A 15,638-nucleotide genomic window follows, 5' to 3' on the forward strand; every position below is an offset into this window, starting at 1 on the left:
CGTCGACCACCGAGATCGTCCCCATCACCGCTGGTCACAGGCTCTACGAAGAGGTTCATCATGCAGCCGTCACACGCACGGTGACGGCCCGGGCAGCTGGCGCAGTCGATGTACATTTGTGATCTCCATCTCACTTGCTGTCTGTCGGACGTGTCGGCGGGCGATTCATCCCGGTCCGCCCGTCCCGGCCCGTTGCGCAACGGGCCGGGCGAGCTCCGGTGTCGACCACCGCAGCCGACAGTAGAAGTGGCCACCGACAGAATCGGCGCGCCGCCGACGACGGGCCCGAGAACACACCGATCACAGCAGCCACTCGCACCCCAGCCAATGCTGTCGGTGGGTCGAACTAGTGTTCGCGGCGTGGTGGTTGATACGGCTCAGCTCTCCTTCGCCGACCTCGGCGCAGGAGCAGACACCGACGACGCGGGCTTCGGCGAGCAGTCCCTGTTCGATACGACGATCGTGGTGGTCGACCTGGAGACGACGGGGGGCGATCCGGCCCGCGACGCCATCACCGAGATCGGCGCGGTGAAGGTGCGCGGCGGCGAGGTGCTCGGTGAGTTCGCGACCCTCGTCGACCCGCAGCGGTCGATCCCGCCGCAGATCGTCGCGCTGACCGGGATCACGAGCGCGATGGTCTACGACGCCCCACAGATCGGGGAGGTGTTGTCCTCCTTCGTCGAGTTCGCGCGCGGATGCCTGCTGGTGGCCCACAACGCGCGCTTCGACATGGGATTCCTGCGCCACAACGCCGCGCGGCTCGACCTGGCCTGGCCGTTCCACACCAGCTTGTGCACCGTCCGGCTCGCGCGCCGCGTGCTGACCCGTGACGAGGCCCCCACCGTCCGTCTCGGTGCCCTCGCCGACCTGTTCGACGTCTCGGTGCGTCCGACGCACCGGGCCCTCGACGACGCCCGCGCCACCGTGGAGGTCCTGCATCGGCTCCTCGAGCGCATCGGCAACCAGGGGGTGCGCACCTACGCCGACCTGACCGCTTATCTACCCCGCGGCAACCCCCGCCTGCGCGCCAAACGCCATCTCGCCGAAGGACTTCCGGCACGACCAGGGGTCTACCTGTTCCGTGGACCGTCCGCCGAGGTGCTCTACGTGGGTACCGCGACGGATCTGCGACGCCGGGTGATGTCGTACTTCAACGGGTCCGACCCACGACCCCGGATCGCCGAGATGGTCAACCTCGCCGTCCGCGTCGACCACGTCGAATGCGCCCACGCACTCGAGGCCGGGGTCCGCGAACTGCGGTTGATCGTCGCGCACACGCCCGCCTACAACCGGCGCTCCACCCGTCCCCACCGTGGCTGGTGGATCACGCTGACCGGCGAGCGATTTCCCCGACTGCAGATCACCCGAACCCCCGGCACCGACTCCGTCGGACCGGTCGCCAATCGCAACCGCGCCGCCGAGATCGCGGAGCTGATCTCACGAGCCGCCGGACTGCGCACCTGTCGGGCCCGGATGCCGGGCGCCGCGACACATCATTGGTGCCGGACCCCCGCCGACGGTGGCGACGTCCTCGGCGGGTGCGCCGCGGCCACCGACCGTCCACTGACGGTCACCGACTACGTCGGCCGGGTACAGGCCGCCCACGATCTGCTCTCCGGCCGCGACTCGGCTCTGTTGTCAAGGCTCATCGACGAACTCGATCGGCTCACCGACGCGCAGATGTTCGAGACCGCGGCACGTCACCGCGATCGCGTCGCCGCGACCATCGACACGCTGGCACGCTGTCAGCGACTCTCGGCGCTCTGCCGGATCGCGGAGATCGTCGTCGCCCGGACCGACGGCGCGGGTGGTTGGGAGTTGGCCGTGATCCGACACGGTCGGCTGGCCTCGGCCGGGCACGCCCGACGGGGCGTGGCCCCCATGCCGGTCGTCGACGCGTTGGTCACCTCCGCGGAGACGGTGCTACCCGGGGAAGGGCCGCTGCTGGGTGCGTCCCCGGAGGAATCGGCACTGCTGTACCGGTGGCTCGGCGAGCCGGGCGTGCGGATCGTCGCCGGCTCCGAGGGATTCGCGTCACCGGTCGGATCGGCCGCGTGCCGCGGCGAGTGGGCGGCCGCGGCGCGCTCGGCCGCCGAGACCGCCGTGCCCCGCCGCCGGACGCCGGCCCCGCACCCGAAGGCCGTGGCGCAGCGCGCAAAGGCGGTACGGGCCGGGGGGATCCACGCCCTAAGCTGATGCCATGATCACCGCCATCGTCCTCATCCACGCCGACGTTCACCGCATCCCGGAGACCGCGCAGGCGGTCGCCGACATCAGCGGCGTCGCCGAGGTGTATTCGTGTGCCGGCGACGTCGATCTCATCGCCAAGATCAAGGTGCGTGACCACGCGGAGATCGCCGACGTGGTGACCGGCCGGATCAACCGGCTACCGGGGGTGACCCACACCGCCACCCACATCGCCTTCCGCAGCTACTCCAGCTCGGAGGTCGAGGGCGGCTTCTCCATCGGCGAGGAGTAGCGCGAGTCGACGTGACTCGAGGTGTGACCTGTCTACGGCCGACCGGCCAGCTCCTGTGAGCGGGCGGCCCACCGATCGAGCAGCGCGGTTGCGGCCCCGGAGTCGATGACGGCCTCGGCGCGCGCTTTCGCCGCCACCATCGCCGTGGTGAGGCTGTCGACGCTGTAGGCCTCGGTCATCTCCGCCGACACGATGGCGCCCGCGGCGTTGAGGACCACCGCGTCGCGGACCGGTCCCCGCGCCCCGGCGAACAGGTCGCGGGCGATCGCGGCGTTGGCGGTGGCGTCGCCACCCTGCAGCGCGGACAGCTCCACGAGTTCGATCCCGAGTTCGCGCGGATCGAAGGCGAGTTCGACGACCCGGCCATCGACGACCTGCCACACCGTCGAGGTGCTGGTCGTCGTCAGTTCGTCGAGTCCGTCGTCGCCCCGGACCACGAGCACGGCCGCGTCCCGTTCGGCGAAGGCCTGGGCGAGCACCGGTGCGAGATCGGCGAAGGCACAGCCGATCAGCCCGCGGGAGGGACGCGCCGGGTTGGTCAGCGGTCCGAGCACGTTGAACACCGTCGGGATGCCGATCTCCCTACGCGGTGGCCCCGTGAAACGGAACGCCGGATGGAAGACGGGCGCGAAGCAGAATCCGATCCCCAGCTCGTCGACGCAGCGACCGACATCGGCGGCCCCCAGGCCGATCGACACGCCGAGCGCCTCGAGGACGTCGGCGCCACCACTCTTCGACGACGCCGCGCGATTGCCGTGTTTGACCACTGCGACGCCGGCTGCGGCGATGACGACGGCGGTCATGGTGGAGATGTTGACGGTGTGCGAGCGGTCGCCGCCGGTGCCGACCACGTCGATCGCGGGCCGGGACACGGTCACCGGTACCGCGTGCTCCAACATCGCCGCGGCCAGCCCACGCAGTTCGGCGGGCGCGGCGCCCTTCATCTTGACCCCGACCCCGAACGCCGCGATCTGTGCTCCGGTCGCCCCGTCGGTCATGATCTCGTTCATCGCCCAGGCCGCTTCATCGACGGTCAGGTCGATGCCGTCGGTGACCCGGCCGAGGATCTGCGGCCACGTGTACCTCTGCGCGCTGCTCACCCCAAGAACTGTAGGGCTGACCCGACAATCCCCGGGCTGTGGGGCCCACCCCACGGCCCGGCCTTTCACCCGCCCATTCACCGGCCGGAGTGGTCCGCCTTCTCGGCGCGCTGCAGCACCTGCCACCCCACTGCCCGACCGCCGTGTCGCGACCCGAGACTGGCCATCCTCGATCGTTCCTGCGACAGGTGCAGCGCGTCGACGAGTTGCACCCGTGCCAGCACCACCGTCTCGTGTCCGTCCGGCACCGGGCTGTCCTGCTCCGGATGCACCGGCCGGTACCCGTCGAGCGCGGCAACCGCGATCGCGTCGGACACCCGCGAGGTGGGCAGCGCCAGGACATGCCGGACCACCGCCTGATCCGCCGGGCGCCACGAAGACCCTTCCAGCACAGTCGAACTCGACGCGGCGTCGTCGACACACGACGCAACGACCTCGAGGTCGGCGTCGTCGACGTCGATCACCTGCGACTCGCGGTGGGAACCGATCCGTGCGGTGAGTCGTTGCCATCGCGAACGGGACACCGGACGGCCGTTCACGTCCCGCGGCGCAGGGTCCGGCTCGTGGCCCGATCGCGAAGTACCCATGCCCCGAGCAAACCACGACGGGCCCCACAGACACGCCGAGACACCCGCGCAACCGGCGCCGACCAGCGCGAAGAGAAAAAGTTCCCACCAATCTCGGACCCAAGTGGTCACCGCGTACTACGAACCGTCATACTTCAACTTGTGACTAGCGCTGTAGGTACTTCCGGAACGGCCATCACCGCGCGCGTGCACTCACTCAACCGGCCCAACATGGTGAGTGTCGGCACGATCGTCTGGCTGTCCAGTGAGCTGATGTTCTTCGCAGGCTTGTTCGCGATGTATTTCGTCGCGCGCGCCAACGCCAATCCGGTTGACGGATGGCCGCCGGAGCCCACCGAACTCAATCTGGCCCTGGCCATCCCGGTGACGACGGTCCTCATCCTCTCGTCGGTGACCTGCCAGATGGGCGTGTTCGCCGCCGAGCGCGGAGACGTCTTCGGACTGCGCCGCTGGTACCTGCTGACCTTCTTCATGGGCGCGTTCTTCGTCTGCGGTCAGGGCTATGAGTACTACCACCTGGTGCACGAGGGCACGACGCTGTCCTCGAGCGCCTACGGCTCGGTGTTCTACATGGCCACCGGATTCCACGGCCTGCACGTCATCGGTGGTCTGGTCGCCTTCATCTTCCTGCTGATCCGCACCAAGCTGTCGAAGTTCACGCCGGCCCAGGCGACCGCGGCGATCGTCGTGTCCTATTACTGGCACTTCGTCGACATCGTGTGGATCGGCCTGTTCGTGACGATCTACTTCATCCGATGAGAGCGCGGCACGCCGGGAGCACCCGGAGTCCCTGCGCAGTAACCGAGCTTTGCGCGGGGTGAACCCGCATCACAGCCCAGAGTCCGTCCGCTAGTAGAGAGACTAGAGATGAGTTCATCTCCACCGCGATCGTCGGATAGCGACGCAACTGACGCGGTCGAATCGGTCGCGACGCCGTCGACGACCCCGGCGAGTTCCGCCCGCCGGTCGAAGGCACGACGCAAGCTTCGCCGACGTGTCAGCGGCACCATCCTGTTGCTCGCCGGTCTGTTCATGGCCGGCATGATCGCGTCGCTGCTGACGCCCAAGCCGCAGGTCGCCACCGCCGACGTCGACAACGCCGCGCTGATCAGTGCGGGCAAGCAGTTGTACGAGACCTCGTGCGTCACCTGTCACGGCGCCAACCTGCAGGGTGTGCCCGATCGCGGCCCGTCGCTGCTCGGTGTCGGTGACGCGGCCGTGTACTTCCAGGTGTCTACCGGCCGTATGCCCGCCGCTCGCGGTGAGGCACAGGCGCTGCGCAAGCCACCGAAGTTCACCACCGCCCAGATCGACCAGCTCGGTGCCTACATCCAGGGCATGGGTGGTGGTCCCAGTGTGATCTACGAGCACAACCCGGACGGTTCGATCAAGACCGAGAACGGCGTGCGCGTCGTCGCCCAGGATTCACTCCGCGGCGACAACCTCGCCCAGGGTGGCGAGCTGTTCCGACTCAATTGCGCGTCATGCCACAACTTCACCGGCCGTGGCGGTGCACTGTCCGGCGGTAAGTTCGCGCCGACGTTGTCCGACGTCAAGGAACAGCAGATCTACACGGCGATGCTCACCGGCCCGCAGAACATGCCGAAGTTCTCCAACCGCCAGCTGTCGGTGGACGAGAAGAAGAACATCATCGGCTTCATCAAGTACGTCACCGAATCCAAGCCGCAGGGCGGCCTCGGGATCGGCGGCTTCGGCCCCGTCAGTGAGGGCATGGTGATGTGGTTTGTCGGGGTTGTGGCGATCGTCGCCGCCGCGATGTGGATGGGATCTCGAGCATGACCGTCAGCGATAAGGACGTCCCGACCAAGGACGAACTCGACCAGATGAGCAACGACGAGCTGGTCAAACTCGGCACCAACCTCGACGGTGTGGAGATCATCCACCGCGGCGAGCGTTACCCCGAGCCGGGTACCGGTGTCGAGAAGCGTGCCGAGCGTCAGGTCGCCATCTGGCTGACGATCTCGGGCATCTCCGCGCTCGCCTGCTTCGTCGTCTTCTGTTTCAATCACTGGCACTTCGCCATGCCGGACGACCCGAACTACTGGTGGTACACGCTCAACACGCCGCTGTTGGGCATCACCTTCGGTTTGGCGATCCTGTCCATCGGCATCGCACTGGTGCTGATCACCAAGAAGTTCCTGCCGTCGGAGATCTCCGTACAGGATCGTCACGACGGGCCCGGTTCCAGCGACGTCGACAAGGCGACCATCGTCGCCGAGCTCAAGGACTCCGGCACCACCTCCACGCTCGGTCGTCGCAAGATGATCATCGGCTCGGGCATCTTCGCCTTCGGCGCACTCGCCTTCACCGGTGTGATCGCCGCGGTCGGCGGCATCATCAAGAACCCGTGGGCCGATCGTGACGACGCTCCCCTGTGGAACTCGGGCTGGTCACCGATCTACAACTCCAAGGAGAACCCCACCGAGACGGTGTTCCTGCGTCGCGACGTCGGTGACCCCTACCGGGTGGCGCTCGTCCGGCCCGAGGACCTCGACTCCGGGGCGATGGAGACCGTGTTCCCGTGGCGCGTGTCCGACGGACTCGGTGAGACCGAGGAGTCCCGCGAGAAGCTCGTCTGGGGTCTGCGTTACGTCAGCAACCCGGTGATGCTCATCCGTCTGCGTCCCGCCGACGCAGCCAACGTGATCAAGCGCAAGGGCCAGGAGAGCTTCAACTACGGCGACTACTTCGCCTACACCAAGGTCTGCAGCCATCTCGGCTGCCCGACCTCGCTCTACGAGCAGCGCACCAACCGCATCCTCTGCCCGTGCCACCAGTCGCAGTTCAACGCACTCGACTCGGCCAAACCGGTCTTCGGTCCGGCAGCACGCGCACTGGCGCAATTGCCGATAACGGTGAACGATCAGGGGTACCTGGTCGCCAACCGTGCCCACAACCAGGGCAACTACATCGAACCCGTCGGACCGGCTTTCTGGGAGCGTGACTCATGACCATCGCCGACCGCATGGCCACACAGGCCGAAGAGGTGGACTCGCGGTACCACCTCGCCGCCGGTATGCGCCGGCAGATCAACAAGGTCTTCCCGAGTCACTGGTCCTTCATGCTCGGCGAGGTCGCCCTCTACAGCTTCATCATCCTGCTGCTCTCGGGTGTGTATCTGACCTTCTTCTTCGATCCGTCGATGAGCGAGGTCATCTACCACGGCGATTACGAGCCGCTCAAGGGCGTCATGATGACCCGCGCCTACGAGACCACGCTCAACATCTCGTTCGAGGTGCGTGGCGGCCTGTTCGTCCGGCAGGTGCACCACTGGGCGGCCCTGCTGTTCGCGGCGTCGATCATCATCCACATGGCGCGCATCTTCTTCACCGGCGCTTTCCGGCGTCCGCGTGAGGCCAACTGGATCATCGGCTGCCTGCTGCTGATCCTGGCGATGTTCGAGGGCTTCTTCGGTTACTCGCTGCCCGACGACCTGCTCTCCGGAACCGGTGTGCGTGCCGCGATGAGCGGTATCGTCCTCGGAATCCCGTTGGTGGGCACCTGGATTCACTGGGCGCTGTTCGGCGGTCAGTTCCCGGGCGACATCATCATCCCGCGCATGTACGTGATGCACATCCTGCTGTTCCCGGGCATCATCCTCGCGCTGATCGGTGCTCACCTGGCGCTGGTCTGGTACCAGAAGCACACGCAGTTCCCCGGCCCCGGCCGCACCGAGAAGAACGTCGTCGGCGTACGCATCATGCCGGTCTTCGCCGCCAAGGGCGGTGCGATGTTCGCGGTCGTCACCGGTGTCCTCGCGATCATGGCCGGTGTCTTCCAGATCAACCCGGTGTGGGTCCTCGGCCCGTACAACCCGGCGCAGGTCTCGGCGGGCTCGCAGCCCGACATCTACATGATGTGGACAGACGGTCTGGTGCGTCTGATGCCCGACTGGGAGCTGTACTGGGGTCATTACACGATTCCGGCGGTGTTCTGGTGCGTCGTGATCATCACGTTGATGTTCGGCGTGATGTTCGCCTACCCGTGGATCGAGAAGCGCCTCACCGGCGACGACGCGCACCACAACCTGCTGCAGCGTCCGCGTGACACCCCGGTGCGTACCGGCCTCGGCGCGATGGCCTTCAGCTTCTACATCATCCTCACGCTGATGTGCATGAACGACATCATCGCGTTGAAGTTCCACGTCTCGCTCAACGCGACGACCTGGGCGGGCCGCATCGGTCTGATCGTCATCCCGCCGCTGCTGTACTTCGTCGCCTACCGCTGGGCGCTGGCATTGCAGCGCAGCGACCGCGAGGTCCTGGCCCACGGTATCGAGACCGGCATCATCAAGCGCCTGCCGCAGGGTGAGTACATCGAGCTGCATCAGCCGCTCGGCCCGGTCGACAGCCACGGTCATCCGATCCCGCTCCCCTACGAGGGCGCAGCCGTTCCGAAGCGGATGAACAAACTCGGTTCCTCCGGCGCCCCCGGCACGGGTTCGATCCTGCTCGCCGACCCGCCCGAGCAGCAGAACCGCAACATCGAGCACGAGCACGAGCAGGAACTCGCCGAGCGCAAGGCCCTGCGCGAGCTGCAGGAAAAGGGCGGCAACCCGCTCGAGTAGCCAACCTCGAGACCGGCGCAACCGCCGGAAGTGCAACGAACACAACGACATCGGCTGTCGTCACGGATCACGTGACGACAGCCGATTCGTTTGTGCCCGATTCGCCCGCTGTCGGGGCCCGGCCAGTACCGTGACAACCATGCCCCGCACCTTCGTCGACCGCCTCCGTGCCCGAGCGGTCGCGCGGCGAGCCGATCGCGTGACCCGCGGCCTCGGGTCCCTCGACGCCGCCGTCTACGACTCCATCGCCCGCTCCCCCAGCCCGCTGCTCGACGCCACGATGCCACCGCTGACACGTGCGGCCGACCACAGCAAGTTGTGGATCGCCATTGCCCTCGGACTCGCCGCGAGCGGCCGCCCGGGTCTGCAACGCGGTGCCGTGCGCGGGCTCGGCTCGCTGGCCGTCACCAGTCTGGTCACCAATCAGGTCGCCAAGCGCCTACGACGACGGCCCCGCCCGACCGCCAGTCTGGTGCCTGCGCCCCGCCGAAGCCGAACACTCCCGACGTCCAACTCGCTGCCGTCGGGGCACTCCGCGAGCGCTGCCGCCTTCGCCACCGGCGTGGCGATCGAGAGTCCGCTCGCGGGACTGGCGATGTCGGCACTGGCCGGTCTCGTCGGCTTCTCCCGGGTGGCGACCGGCGTGCACTACCCGGGAGATGTGGCGATCGGCCTGGGAATCGGCGCGGCCGTGGCGACCGCGGGCGGCCAGATCGCACCGCCGATCACCCGTCGCCGGATCTCGATCCCCCGACCCACCCGTGACGAGGCACCGGAGGTCACCGACGGCGCCAACGTGACCGTGTTGCTGAACCCGGCGTCCGGCGACGGCCGGGGTGCGCGGATCCGCGACCGGATCCGCGCCGAGTTGCCCGCCGCCCGAGTCGTGGAGCTCGACTCCGGTGACGACTTCGCCGCGATCGCCCGCGACGCCGCCGAGGACTGCGACGTGCTCGCCGTGTGCGGTGGCGACGGGACGGTCGCCACCGCAGCAGCCGCGGCGCTGGCCACCGACACCCCGCTCGCGGTCTTTCCCGGCGGCACGTTCAATCATTTCGCGCGCGACATCGGGGCCACGACCGCCGACGACACGATCACCGCACTGCGCGAGGGCCGGGTGACCCGCGTCGACGCGGCCTGGCTGGGTTCGGATCGGGTCGTGCTGAACACCGCCAGCATCGGCTCCTACCCGCATTTCGTGCGTGCACGCGAACGCCTCGAAGGCCGGACCGGAAAGGCACTGGCCAGCACCCTGGCGATCCTGCATGTCCTGCGCCATTCCCGACCGCAACGCATCCGGGTGGACGGCGAGGACCTCGACGTCACGTTGTTCCTGCTGGGCAACTCGATGTACGGCTCATCCGGGTTCGCCCCGGCCCGTCGCGAACGCCTCGACGACGGACTCCTCGACGTCCGCTTCCTCGTCGCCGGCGGACGGTGGGCGTTCGCGCGGCTGGTCTTCGGGTTGTTGAGCGGCCGCCTGCAGCGCTCCCGCTCCTACCGGGAGATGCAGGTTCCGGAGTTCTCGTTCAGCTCCGAGGAGCCGGTGGTCGTCGCGCACGACGGTGAGATCGGCGAGTCCTATCGGGAAGCCACCTTCACCGTCGCCTATCGTGCCCTCAAGGTGTACGGCTCCAGCGTCGTCGGAAAGCCCTGAGACCGCTTCCGCCCGGACACCGATCCGTCCCAGCCCTTTTTGCCGAGGCACGACAGGAGGCCCGACCATGCGGTGGATCGATCACGCCATCTGGTGGCATGTCTACCCTCTCGGATTCTGCGGCGCACCGATCCGGGACCACGACGCGGCCCCGGCTCCCCGACTGCGCCGTCTGCTGAACTGGCTGGACTACGCCGTCGAACTCGGCGCCTCCGGGCTGTTGCTGGGTCCGGTCTTCGCCTCGCAGGCTCACGGCTACGACGTCGTCGACCCGTTCCGGATCGATCCCCGCCTCGGCCGGCAGCAGGATTTCGACGATCTCGTCGCGCAGTGTCGGGCACGGGGACTGCGGGTGGTCCTCGACGGGGTCTTCAGCCACATCGGCGATCAGCACCCGGCGGTACTGCGTGCATTGCATGAGGGACCCGGGTCCGAGGCCGACATGTTCGACGTCGACTGGGCGGCCGACGGCGGGCCCCGACCCCGCGTGTTCGAGGGGCATTCGTCGTTGGTGCGCCTCAACCATGCGTCCCCGCGCACCGCCGACCACGCGGTGGCCGTGATGAACCACTGGCTCGACCTCGGTATCGATGGCTGGCGTCTGGATGCCGCGTATTCGGTCCCCGTCGACTTCTGGGGTCGGGTGCTACCCGAGGTACGCTGCAGGCACGGCGACGCCTGGTTCCTCGGCGAGGTCATCCACGGCGACTACAGCGCCTTCGTCACCTCCTCCGGCGTCGACTCGGTGACCCAGTACGAACTGTGGAAGGCGATCTGGTCGGCCATCGCCGACCGCAACCTGTTCGAACTGAGCTGGGCCCTGGTGCGCCACAACGAATTCCTGGCGCGGTTCGTGCCGAACACCTTCGTCGGCAATCACGACGTCACCCGCATCGCGAGCCTCGTCGGACCCGATCACGCCGTTCTCGCCGCGGCGATCCTGCTCACCGTCGGCGGTGTCCCGTCGGTGTACTCCGGCGACGAGCAGGGATTCACCGGGATCAAGGAGGAGCGGGTGGGCGGCGACGACGCGGTCCGACCGGCCTTTCCCGACACCCCGGCCGAGCTCGCCGACTGGGGCCGCGACATCATGCGGGCGCACCAGGATCTGATCGGTTTACGCCGCAGGCACCCGTGGCTCGTCACGGCGAGAACCGAGTCATTGACGCTGACCAACACGCGATACAGCTACCGCAGCAGTGCCGCGCACGGCGGCGAATGGATCGACGTCCACATCGATCTCGACGACCACCCGCAGGTCCGCATCGACGATGCAGCCGGCGCCACGCTCTGGTCGTCGCTCGGTTGAACGCGATCGGCGCGGGGCACGCGAGAAGCGTGCACCGCGCCGATCAGAACGTGAAGAGTTCGCTCTCAGTGCTTTTCGGGGCCGACGTGGTATTCGAACACCATTCCGGCGGCGGCAGAGATGATGCACGCCGCGGCGAAGATGCAGAACCAGATGTTGCCGGTGGCGAATCCGATCGCGAACATCGCGGCCGAGGCCGCGAGCAGGATCGGCCACCACGAGTGCGGGCTGAAGAAGCCGAGTTCACCGGCGCCGTCCTCGATGTCGGCGTCCTCGTAATCCTCCGGACGGATCTCGACGCGTCGCGCGACGAACCGGAAGTAGGTTCCGGCGATGAGGGTCAGACCGGCACTGAAGTACATGCCGACCACGCCGACCCATTCCACGCCATGCGAGGTGAACGCCGTGCACAGCGTGTAGATCACGCCGGCGAGGAAGAAGAAGGCCGTCAGGAGCTCGAAGAGCCGGGCTTCGATCTTCACTGGAAGTCACTCTCCTTGATCGTGCAGCCTGCCAGCCGCGTGTTGTTCGGGTCGCCGGTCGCGGCGGCGGTGCCATTGCTCTTGCGGCGGGTGTCGAACGGAACCGTCACCACCGACTCGGGCTGCTGGCAGATCGCTTCCAGCGCTTGGGCATTGGTCGCCTGCGGATGAGTGTCCCGATAGGTGATGTAGCGATCGAAGTCCTGCGGGGAGACCGCCCGAACCTCGAAGTTCATCATCGAGTGGTAGGTGCCGCACATTTCCGCGCAGCGCCCGACGAACGCACCGGTCCGCTCGATCTTCTCGATCTGGAAGACGTTGTCGGTGTGGTTCTGCTCGGGGAACGGCAGCACGTCACGTTTGAACAGGAACTCCGGCACCCAGAAGGAGTGCACGACGTCGGCGGCCGCCAGCTCGAACTGGATGCGCTGATCGGTCGGCAGGACCAGGATCGGGATCTCGGTGGAGGTGCCGATGGTCTCGATCTTGTCGAACCGCAGGTAGTTGCGGATGTCGTCGTCGCGGCCGTTGGCCGGTCCGGGCAGCGGTTCACCGTCGTGGGTGTTCTGCTGCACCTGCAGGTCGAACGGGTTGCCCAGCGTGCTCGGGAACTGCTTCTCCTGGCCGTTGACCTCGGCCTGGCGATAGCCGAACTTCCAGTTCCACTGGAAGGCGGTGACGTCGACGACGACCTTCGGGTCGTTGGTCTTCTTCTCCACGTCGGTCTGCACGATGACGGTGAAGTAGAACAGCACCGCGATGATGACGAACGGGATGGCCGTGTAGGTCAGCTCCAGCGGGACGTTGTAGGCGGTCTGCCGCGGGAACTCGTCCTGACCTTCCTTGTGACGGTGGAAGGTGATGGTCCAGAAGATCAGACCCCACACCAGGATGCCCATCAGCAACGCCGCGATGACCGACCAGGTCCACAGGTGGCGCATCGACTCGGCCTGCGGGGTAACGCCGACCGGCCAGCCGAACCGCACGATCTCGTCGCCACTGCAGCCCGTCATCACCACAGCCCCGACGGCGAGGATCGCGACGATGCCGAACCGCTTGATCATCCGCGATGCAGACGAAACGCGCCGGGCCCGGGGCCGTTCACCGTGTGCCAATTTCACGCCTTCCTGCTCGCTCGCCGCGACGTTCCCGCCGTGCGAGTCGCATGCCACATGACCTGCCTCGACGCGTTGTCTCCGAGGGGACCCGACCAACCGGCCGAAACGCCCGCGGGCACCGCGGTCACACCGCGGCCGCGCCTATGTACTACGCAGCGTAGACCAACTCACGGGAACTTTTTCGGTTGGGGTGGATCAGCGCGTCGGATTCCTGTGACCGACCCCGACATCGCCTGTTCGGGAGCGGTTTCGGCCCTCCCCACGGCGGTGCCGGACGGCCCTGCGAACCACGATGCGGCATACTCGGACCCGTCTGCGAACCCCGGCGTTGCGGACGCAATCTGTCATTCGAACCACTCGATGTCGAAAGAGGCCTGAATCCCTGTGTGTGGCTTGCTCGGTCTGCTGACCCCCGACGGCTCGGCGGCGACCGCCGTCGACCTCATCGCCGAAGCCTGCCACTGTATGCGACACCGCGGGCCCGACGAGCCGGGCACCTGGCACGACGAGCACCTCGTCTTCGGGTTCAACCGGCTCTCGATCATCGACATCGAGCATTCGCATCAGCCGCTGCGGTGGGGTCCCCCGGACAGCCCGGAACGTTACGCACTCGTCTTCAACGGTGAGATCTACAACTACCTCGAGATCCGCGCCGAGCTCGCCGCCGACGAGCAGGCGGTCTTCCGTACCGAAGGCGACGGCGAGGCGATCGTCGCGGCCTTCCACTACTGGGGCCCCGACGCGGTGCGTCGGCTGCGCGGTATGTTCGCCTTCGCCATCTGGGACACCGACACCGGATCGCTGTTCCTGGCCCGTGATCCGTTCGGTATCAAGCCCCTGTTCCTCGCCACCGGTCCCGGCGGAACGGCGTTCGGCAGTGAGAAGAAGAGCCTGCTGGAACTGCTCGACCGGCTCGAGCTGTCCACCGATCTCGATCCGCGCGCCGTCGAGCACTACACCGAACTGCAGTACGTCCCGGAACCGGAAACCCTGCATGCCGCCGTCCGGCGTCTGGAATCCGGGTGCCACGCGACGGTGCGGCCCGGCCACTCCCCCTCGGTGACCCGTTACTTCACCCCGCAATTCGGGGTGCGTCCGGTCACCGACGCCACACGTCAGAAGCGCTACGACGAGATCGCCGACGTGCTCGCCGATTCCGTCGCCAAGCACATGCGCGCCGACGTGACCGTCGGCTCGTTCCTCTCCGGCGGGATCGACTCCACCGCCATCGCCGCGCTGGCGATCCGCCACAACCCCGATCTCATCACCTTCACCACCGGCTTCGAGCGCGACGGCTACTCCGAGATCGACGTCGCCGCCGAATCCGCCGAGGCGATCGGCGCGCGCCACATCGTCAAGGTCGTCAACGAGACCGAGTTCATCGACGCGATCGGAAAAATCGTCTGGTACCTCGACGACCCGGTCGCCGATCCGGCGCTCGTCCCGCTGTATTTCGTGGCCGCCGAGGCTCGCAAGCACGTGAAGGTGGTGCTCTCCGGTGAGGGCGCCGACGAATTGTTCGGCGGCTACACCATCTACAAGGAGCCGCTGTCACTCTCTGCGTTCGACAAGCTGCCGCGCATGCTGCGGCGAGCGGCGGGCAAGGTTTCCGATCGCATCCCCGAGGGCACCCGTGGCAAGAGTCTGCTCCATCGCGGATCACTGACGCTGGAGGAGCGGTATTACGGCAACGCCCGCAGTTTCGACGACGCGCGACTGCGTGCGGTCCTCGTCGACTACCGACCGGAGTGGACGCACACCGACGTCACCGCACCGATCTACGCGCGCAGCGAGGGCTGGGATCCGGTGGCCCGGATGCAGCACATCGACCTGTTCACCTGGCTGCGCGGCGACATCCTCGTCAAGGCCGACAAGATGACGATGGCCAATTCCCTGGAGTTGCGGGTTCCGTTCCTCGATCCCGAGGTGTTCGCCGTCGCCGAGACGCTTCCGTTCGACGAGAAGATCGCGCACGGCACCACCAAGTACGCGCTGCGCAAGGCGCTCGAGCAGATCGTGCCGCCACATGTGTTGCACCGCAAGAAGCTCGGCTTCCCGGTGCCGATCCGGCATTGGCTGGCCGGTGGCGAGATGTACGACTGGGCGCACGAGACGATCAGTCATTCGCAGACCGAGCACCTGCTGAACAAGCCGGCCGTCCTCGCGATGCTCGCCGAGCACCGCGAGGGGGCCGTCGACAACAGCAGGCGCCTGTGGACGGTGTTGATCTTCATGGTGTGGCACGCGATCTTCGTGGAGAAGTCACTGGTGCCCGAGATCACCGACCACACCTATCCGGTGCGGCTGTAGGACGGGGC

Annotated in this window: 13 protein-coding genes; 9 read left to right on the forward strand and 4 right to left on the reverse strand. The window is 67.2% G+C overall.

Annotated elements, in window-relative coordinates; genetic code table 11:
* The first annotated feature begins 327 nt into the window (after window positions 1–327).
* Window positions 328–2,196, forward strand: coding sequence for a DEDD exonuclease domain-containing protein (locus tag P3L18_RS00975; protein ID WP_211544604.1), 1,869 nt, complete (start codon window positions 328–330; stop codon window positions 2,194–2,196).
* 4 nt (window positions 2,197–2,200) lie between these two features.
* Window positions 2,201–2,479 carry an Lrp/AsnC ligand binding domain-containing protein gene (locus tag P3L18_RS00980; protein ID WP_006370539.1) on the forward strand — a complete coding sequence of 93 codons (279 nt, stop codon included), beginning with the start codon at window positions 2,201–2,203 and terminating at the stop codon, window positions 2,477–2,479.
* 32 nt (window positions 2,480–2,511) lie between these two features.
* Here the strand turns inward: P3L18_RS00980 and trpD are convergent, their stop codons facing one another.
* Window positions 2,512–3,579, reverse strand: a complete 1,068-nt coding sequence (gene trpD / locus P3L18_RS00985; RefSeq protein WP_276112976.1) for an anthranilate phosphoribosyltransferase — start codon at window positions 3,577–3,579, stop codon at window positions 2,512–2,514.
* A 77-nt stretch (window positions 3,580–3,656) separates the two neighbouring features.
* The gene (locus P3L18_RS00990; protein ID WP_265076582.1) at window positions 3,657–4,166 is read right to left on the reverse strand and encodes a hypothetical protein; all 510 of its coding nucleotides are present in this window, start codon (window positions 4,164–4,166) and stop codon (window positions 3,657–3,659) included.
* A gap of 141 nt (window positions 4,167–4,307) precedes the next feature.
* Between P3L18_RS00990 and P3L18_RS00995 the strand changes: the two genes are divergently transcribed.
* From P3L18_RS00995 to P3L18_RS01020, 6 genes are all read left to right on the forward strand, one after another.
* Entirely contained in the window at window positions 4,308–4,925 is a 618-nt protein-coding gene (locus tag P3L18_RS00995; RefSeq protein WP_170320210.1) for a heme-copper oxidase subunit III, read from the forward strand.
* A gap of 108 nt (window positions 4,926–5,033) precedes the next feature.
* Window positions 5,034–5,966 (forward strand): cytochrome c, encoded by a 933-nt coding sequence (locus P3L18_RS01000; RefSeq protein WP_006370543.1) that lies wholly within the window; start codon window positions 5,034–5,036, stop codon window positions 5,964–5,966.
* Entirely contained in the window at window positions 5,963–7,138 is a 1,176-nt protein-coding gene (locus P3L18_RS01005; RefSeq protein ID WP_006370544.1) for a ubiquinol-cytochrome c reductase iron-sulfur subunit, read from the forward strand. The genes P3L18_RS01000 and P3L18_RS01005 overlap by 4 nt, the downstream gene beginning before the upstream one ends.
* A complete protein-coding gene (locus P3L18_RS01010; RefSeq protein WP_006370545.1) occupies window positions 7,135–8,754 on the forward strand; it encodes a cytochrome bc complex cytochrome b subunit in 1,620 nt (539 codons plus the stop codon). The genes P3L18_RS01005 and P3L18_RS01010 overlap by 4 nt, the downstream gene beginning before the upstream one ends.
* 139 nt (window positions 8,755–8,893) lie before the next feature.
* Window positions 8,894–10,411, forward strand: a complete 1,518-nt coding sequence (locus P3L18_RS01015) for a bifunctional phosphatase PAP2/diacylglycerol kinase family protein (RefSeq protein ID WP_276112977.1) — start codon at window positions 8,894–8,896, stop codon at window positions 10,409–10,411.
* Between the two features lie 67 nt (window positions 10,412–10,478).
* Window positions 10,479–11,720, forward strand: a complete 1,242-nt coding sequence (locus P3L18_RS01020; protein WP_276112978.1) for an alpha-amylase family protein — start codon at window positions 10,479–10,481, stop codon at window positions 11,718–11,720.
* 65 nt (window positions 11,721–11,785) lie between these two features.
* On the opposite strand, the gene P3L18_RS01025 is transcribed toward P3L18_RS01020, so the two are convergent.
* Together P3L18_RS01025 and P3L18_RS01030 are read right to left on the reverse strand one after the other, a co-directional pair.
* Complete coding sequence (locus P3L18_RS01025) at window positions 11,786–12,202, reverse strand: cytochrome c oxidase subunit 4 (RefSeq protein ID WP_006370548.1); 417 nt, start codon at window positions 12,200–12,202, stop codon at window positions 11,786–11,788.
* Window positions 12,199–13,266 carry a cytochrome c oxidase subunit II gene (locus P3L18_RS01030; protein WP_006370549.1) on the reverse strand — a complete coding sequence of 356 codons (1,068 nt, stop codon included), beginning with the start codon at window positions 13,264–13,266 and terminating at the stop codon, window positions 12,199–12,201. The genes P3L18_RS01025 and P3L18_RS01030 overlap by 4 nt, the downstream gene beginning before the upstream one ends.
* Before the next feature lie 438 nt (window positions 13,267–13,704).
* Between P3L18_RS01030 and asnB the strand changes: the two genes are divergently transcribed.
* The gene (gene asnB, locus P3L18_RS01035; protein ID WP_006370550.1) at window positions 13,705–15,630 is read left to right on the forward strand and encodes an asparagine synthase (glutamine-hydrolyzing); all 1,926 of its coding nucleotides are present in this window, start codon (window positions 13,705–13,707) and stop codon (window positions 15,628–15,630) included.
* Window positions 15,631–15,638: the final 8 nt, after the last annotated feature.

Origin of the sequence: Gordonia sp. N1V, from assembly GCF_029269935.1 — a bacterium.
In the GTDB taxonomy this organism is placed as follows: Bacteria; Actinomycetota; Actinomycetes; order Mycobacteriales; family Mycobacteriaceae; genus Gordonia; species Gordonia polyisoprenivorans.

What these genes read in the sequence shown, in the direction of transcription:
- P3L18_RS00975 (WP_211544604.1), top strand. Translation starts at nt 328, where the DNA reads ATGCTGTCGGTGGGTCGAACTAGTGTTCGCGGCGTGGTGGTTGATACG.
- P3L18_RS00980 (WP_006370539.1), top strand. Translation starts at nt 2,201, where the DNA reads ATGATCACCGCCATCGTCCTCATCCACGCCGACGTTCACCGCATCCCG.
- P3L18_RS00990 (WP_265076582.1), bottom strand. Translation starts at nt 4,166, where the DNA reads ATGGGTACTTCGCGATCGGGCCACGAGCCGGACCCTGCGCCGCGGGAC.
- P3L18_RS01000 (WP_006370543.1), top strand. Translation starts at nt 5,034, where the DNA reads ATGAGTTCATCTCCACCGCGATCGTCGGATAGCGACGCAACTGACGCG.
- P3L18_RS01005 (WP_006370544.1), top strand. Translation starts at nt 5,963, where the DNA reads ATGACCGTCAGCGATAAGGACGTCCCGACCAAGGACGAACTCGACCAG.
- P3L18_RS01010 (WP_006370545.1), top strand. Translation starts at nt 7,135, where the DNA reads ATGACCATCGCCGACCGCATGGCCACACAGGCCGAAGAGGTGGACTCG.
- P3L18_RS01015 (WP_276112977.1), top strand. Translation starts at nt 8,894, where the DNA reads ATGCCCCGCACCTTCGTCGACCGCCTCCGTGCCCGAGCGGTCGCGCGG.
- P3L18_RS01020 (WP_276112978.1), top strand. Translation starts at nt 10,479, where the DNA reads ATGCGGTGGATCGATCACGCCATCTGGTGGCATGTCTACCCTCTCGGA.
- P3L18_RS01030 (WP_006370549.1), bottom strand. Translation starts at nt 13,266, where the DNA reads ATGATCAAGCGGTTCGGCATCGTCGCGATCCTCGCCGTCGGGGCTGTG.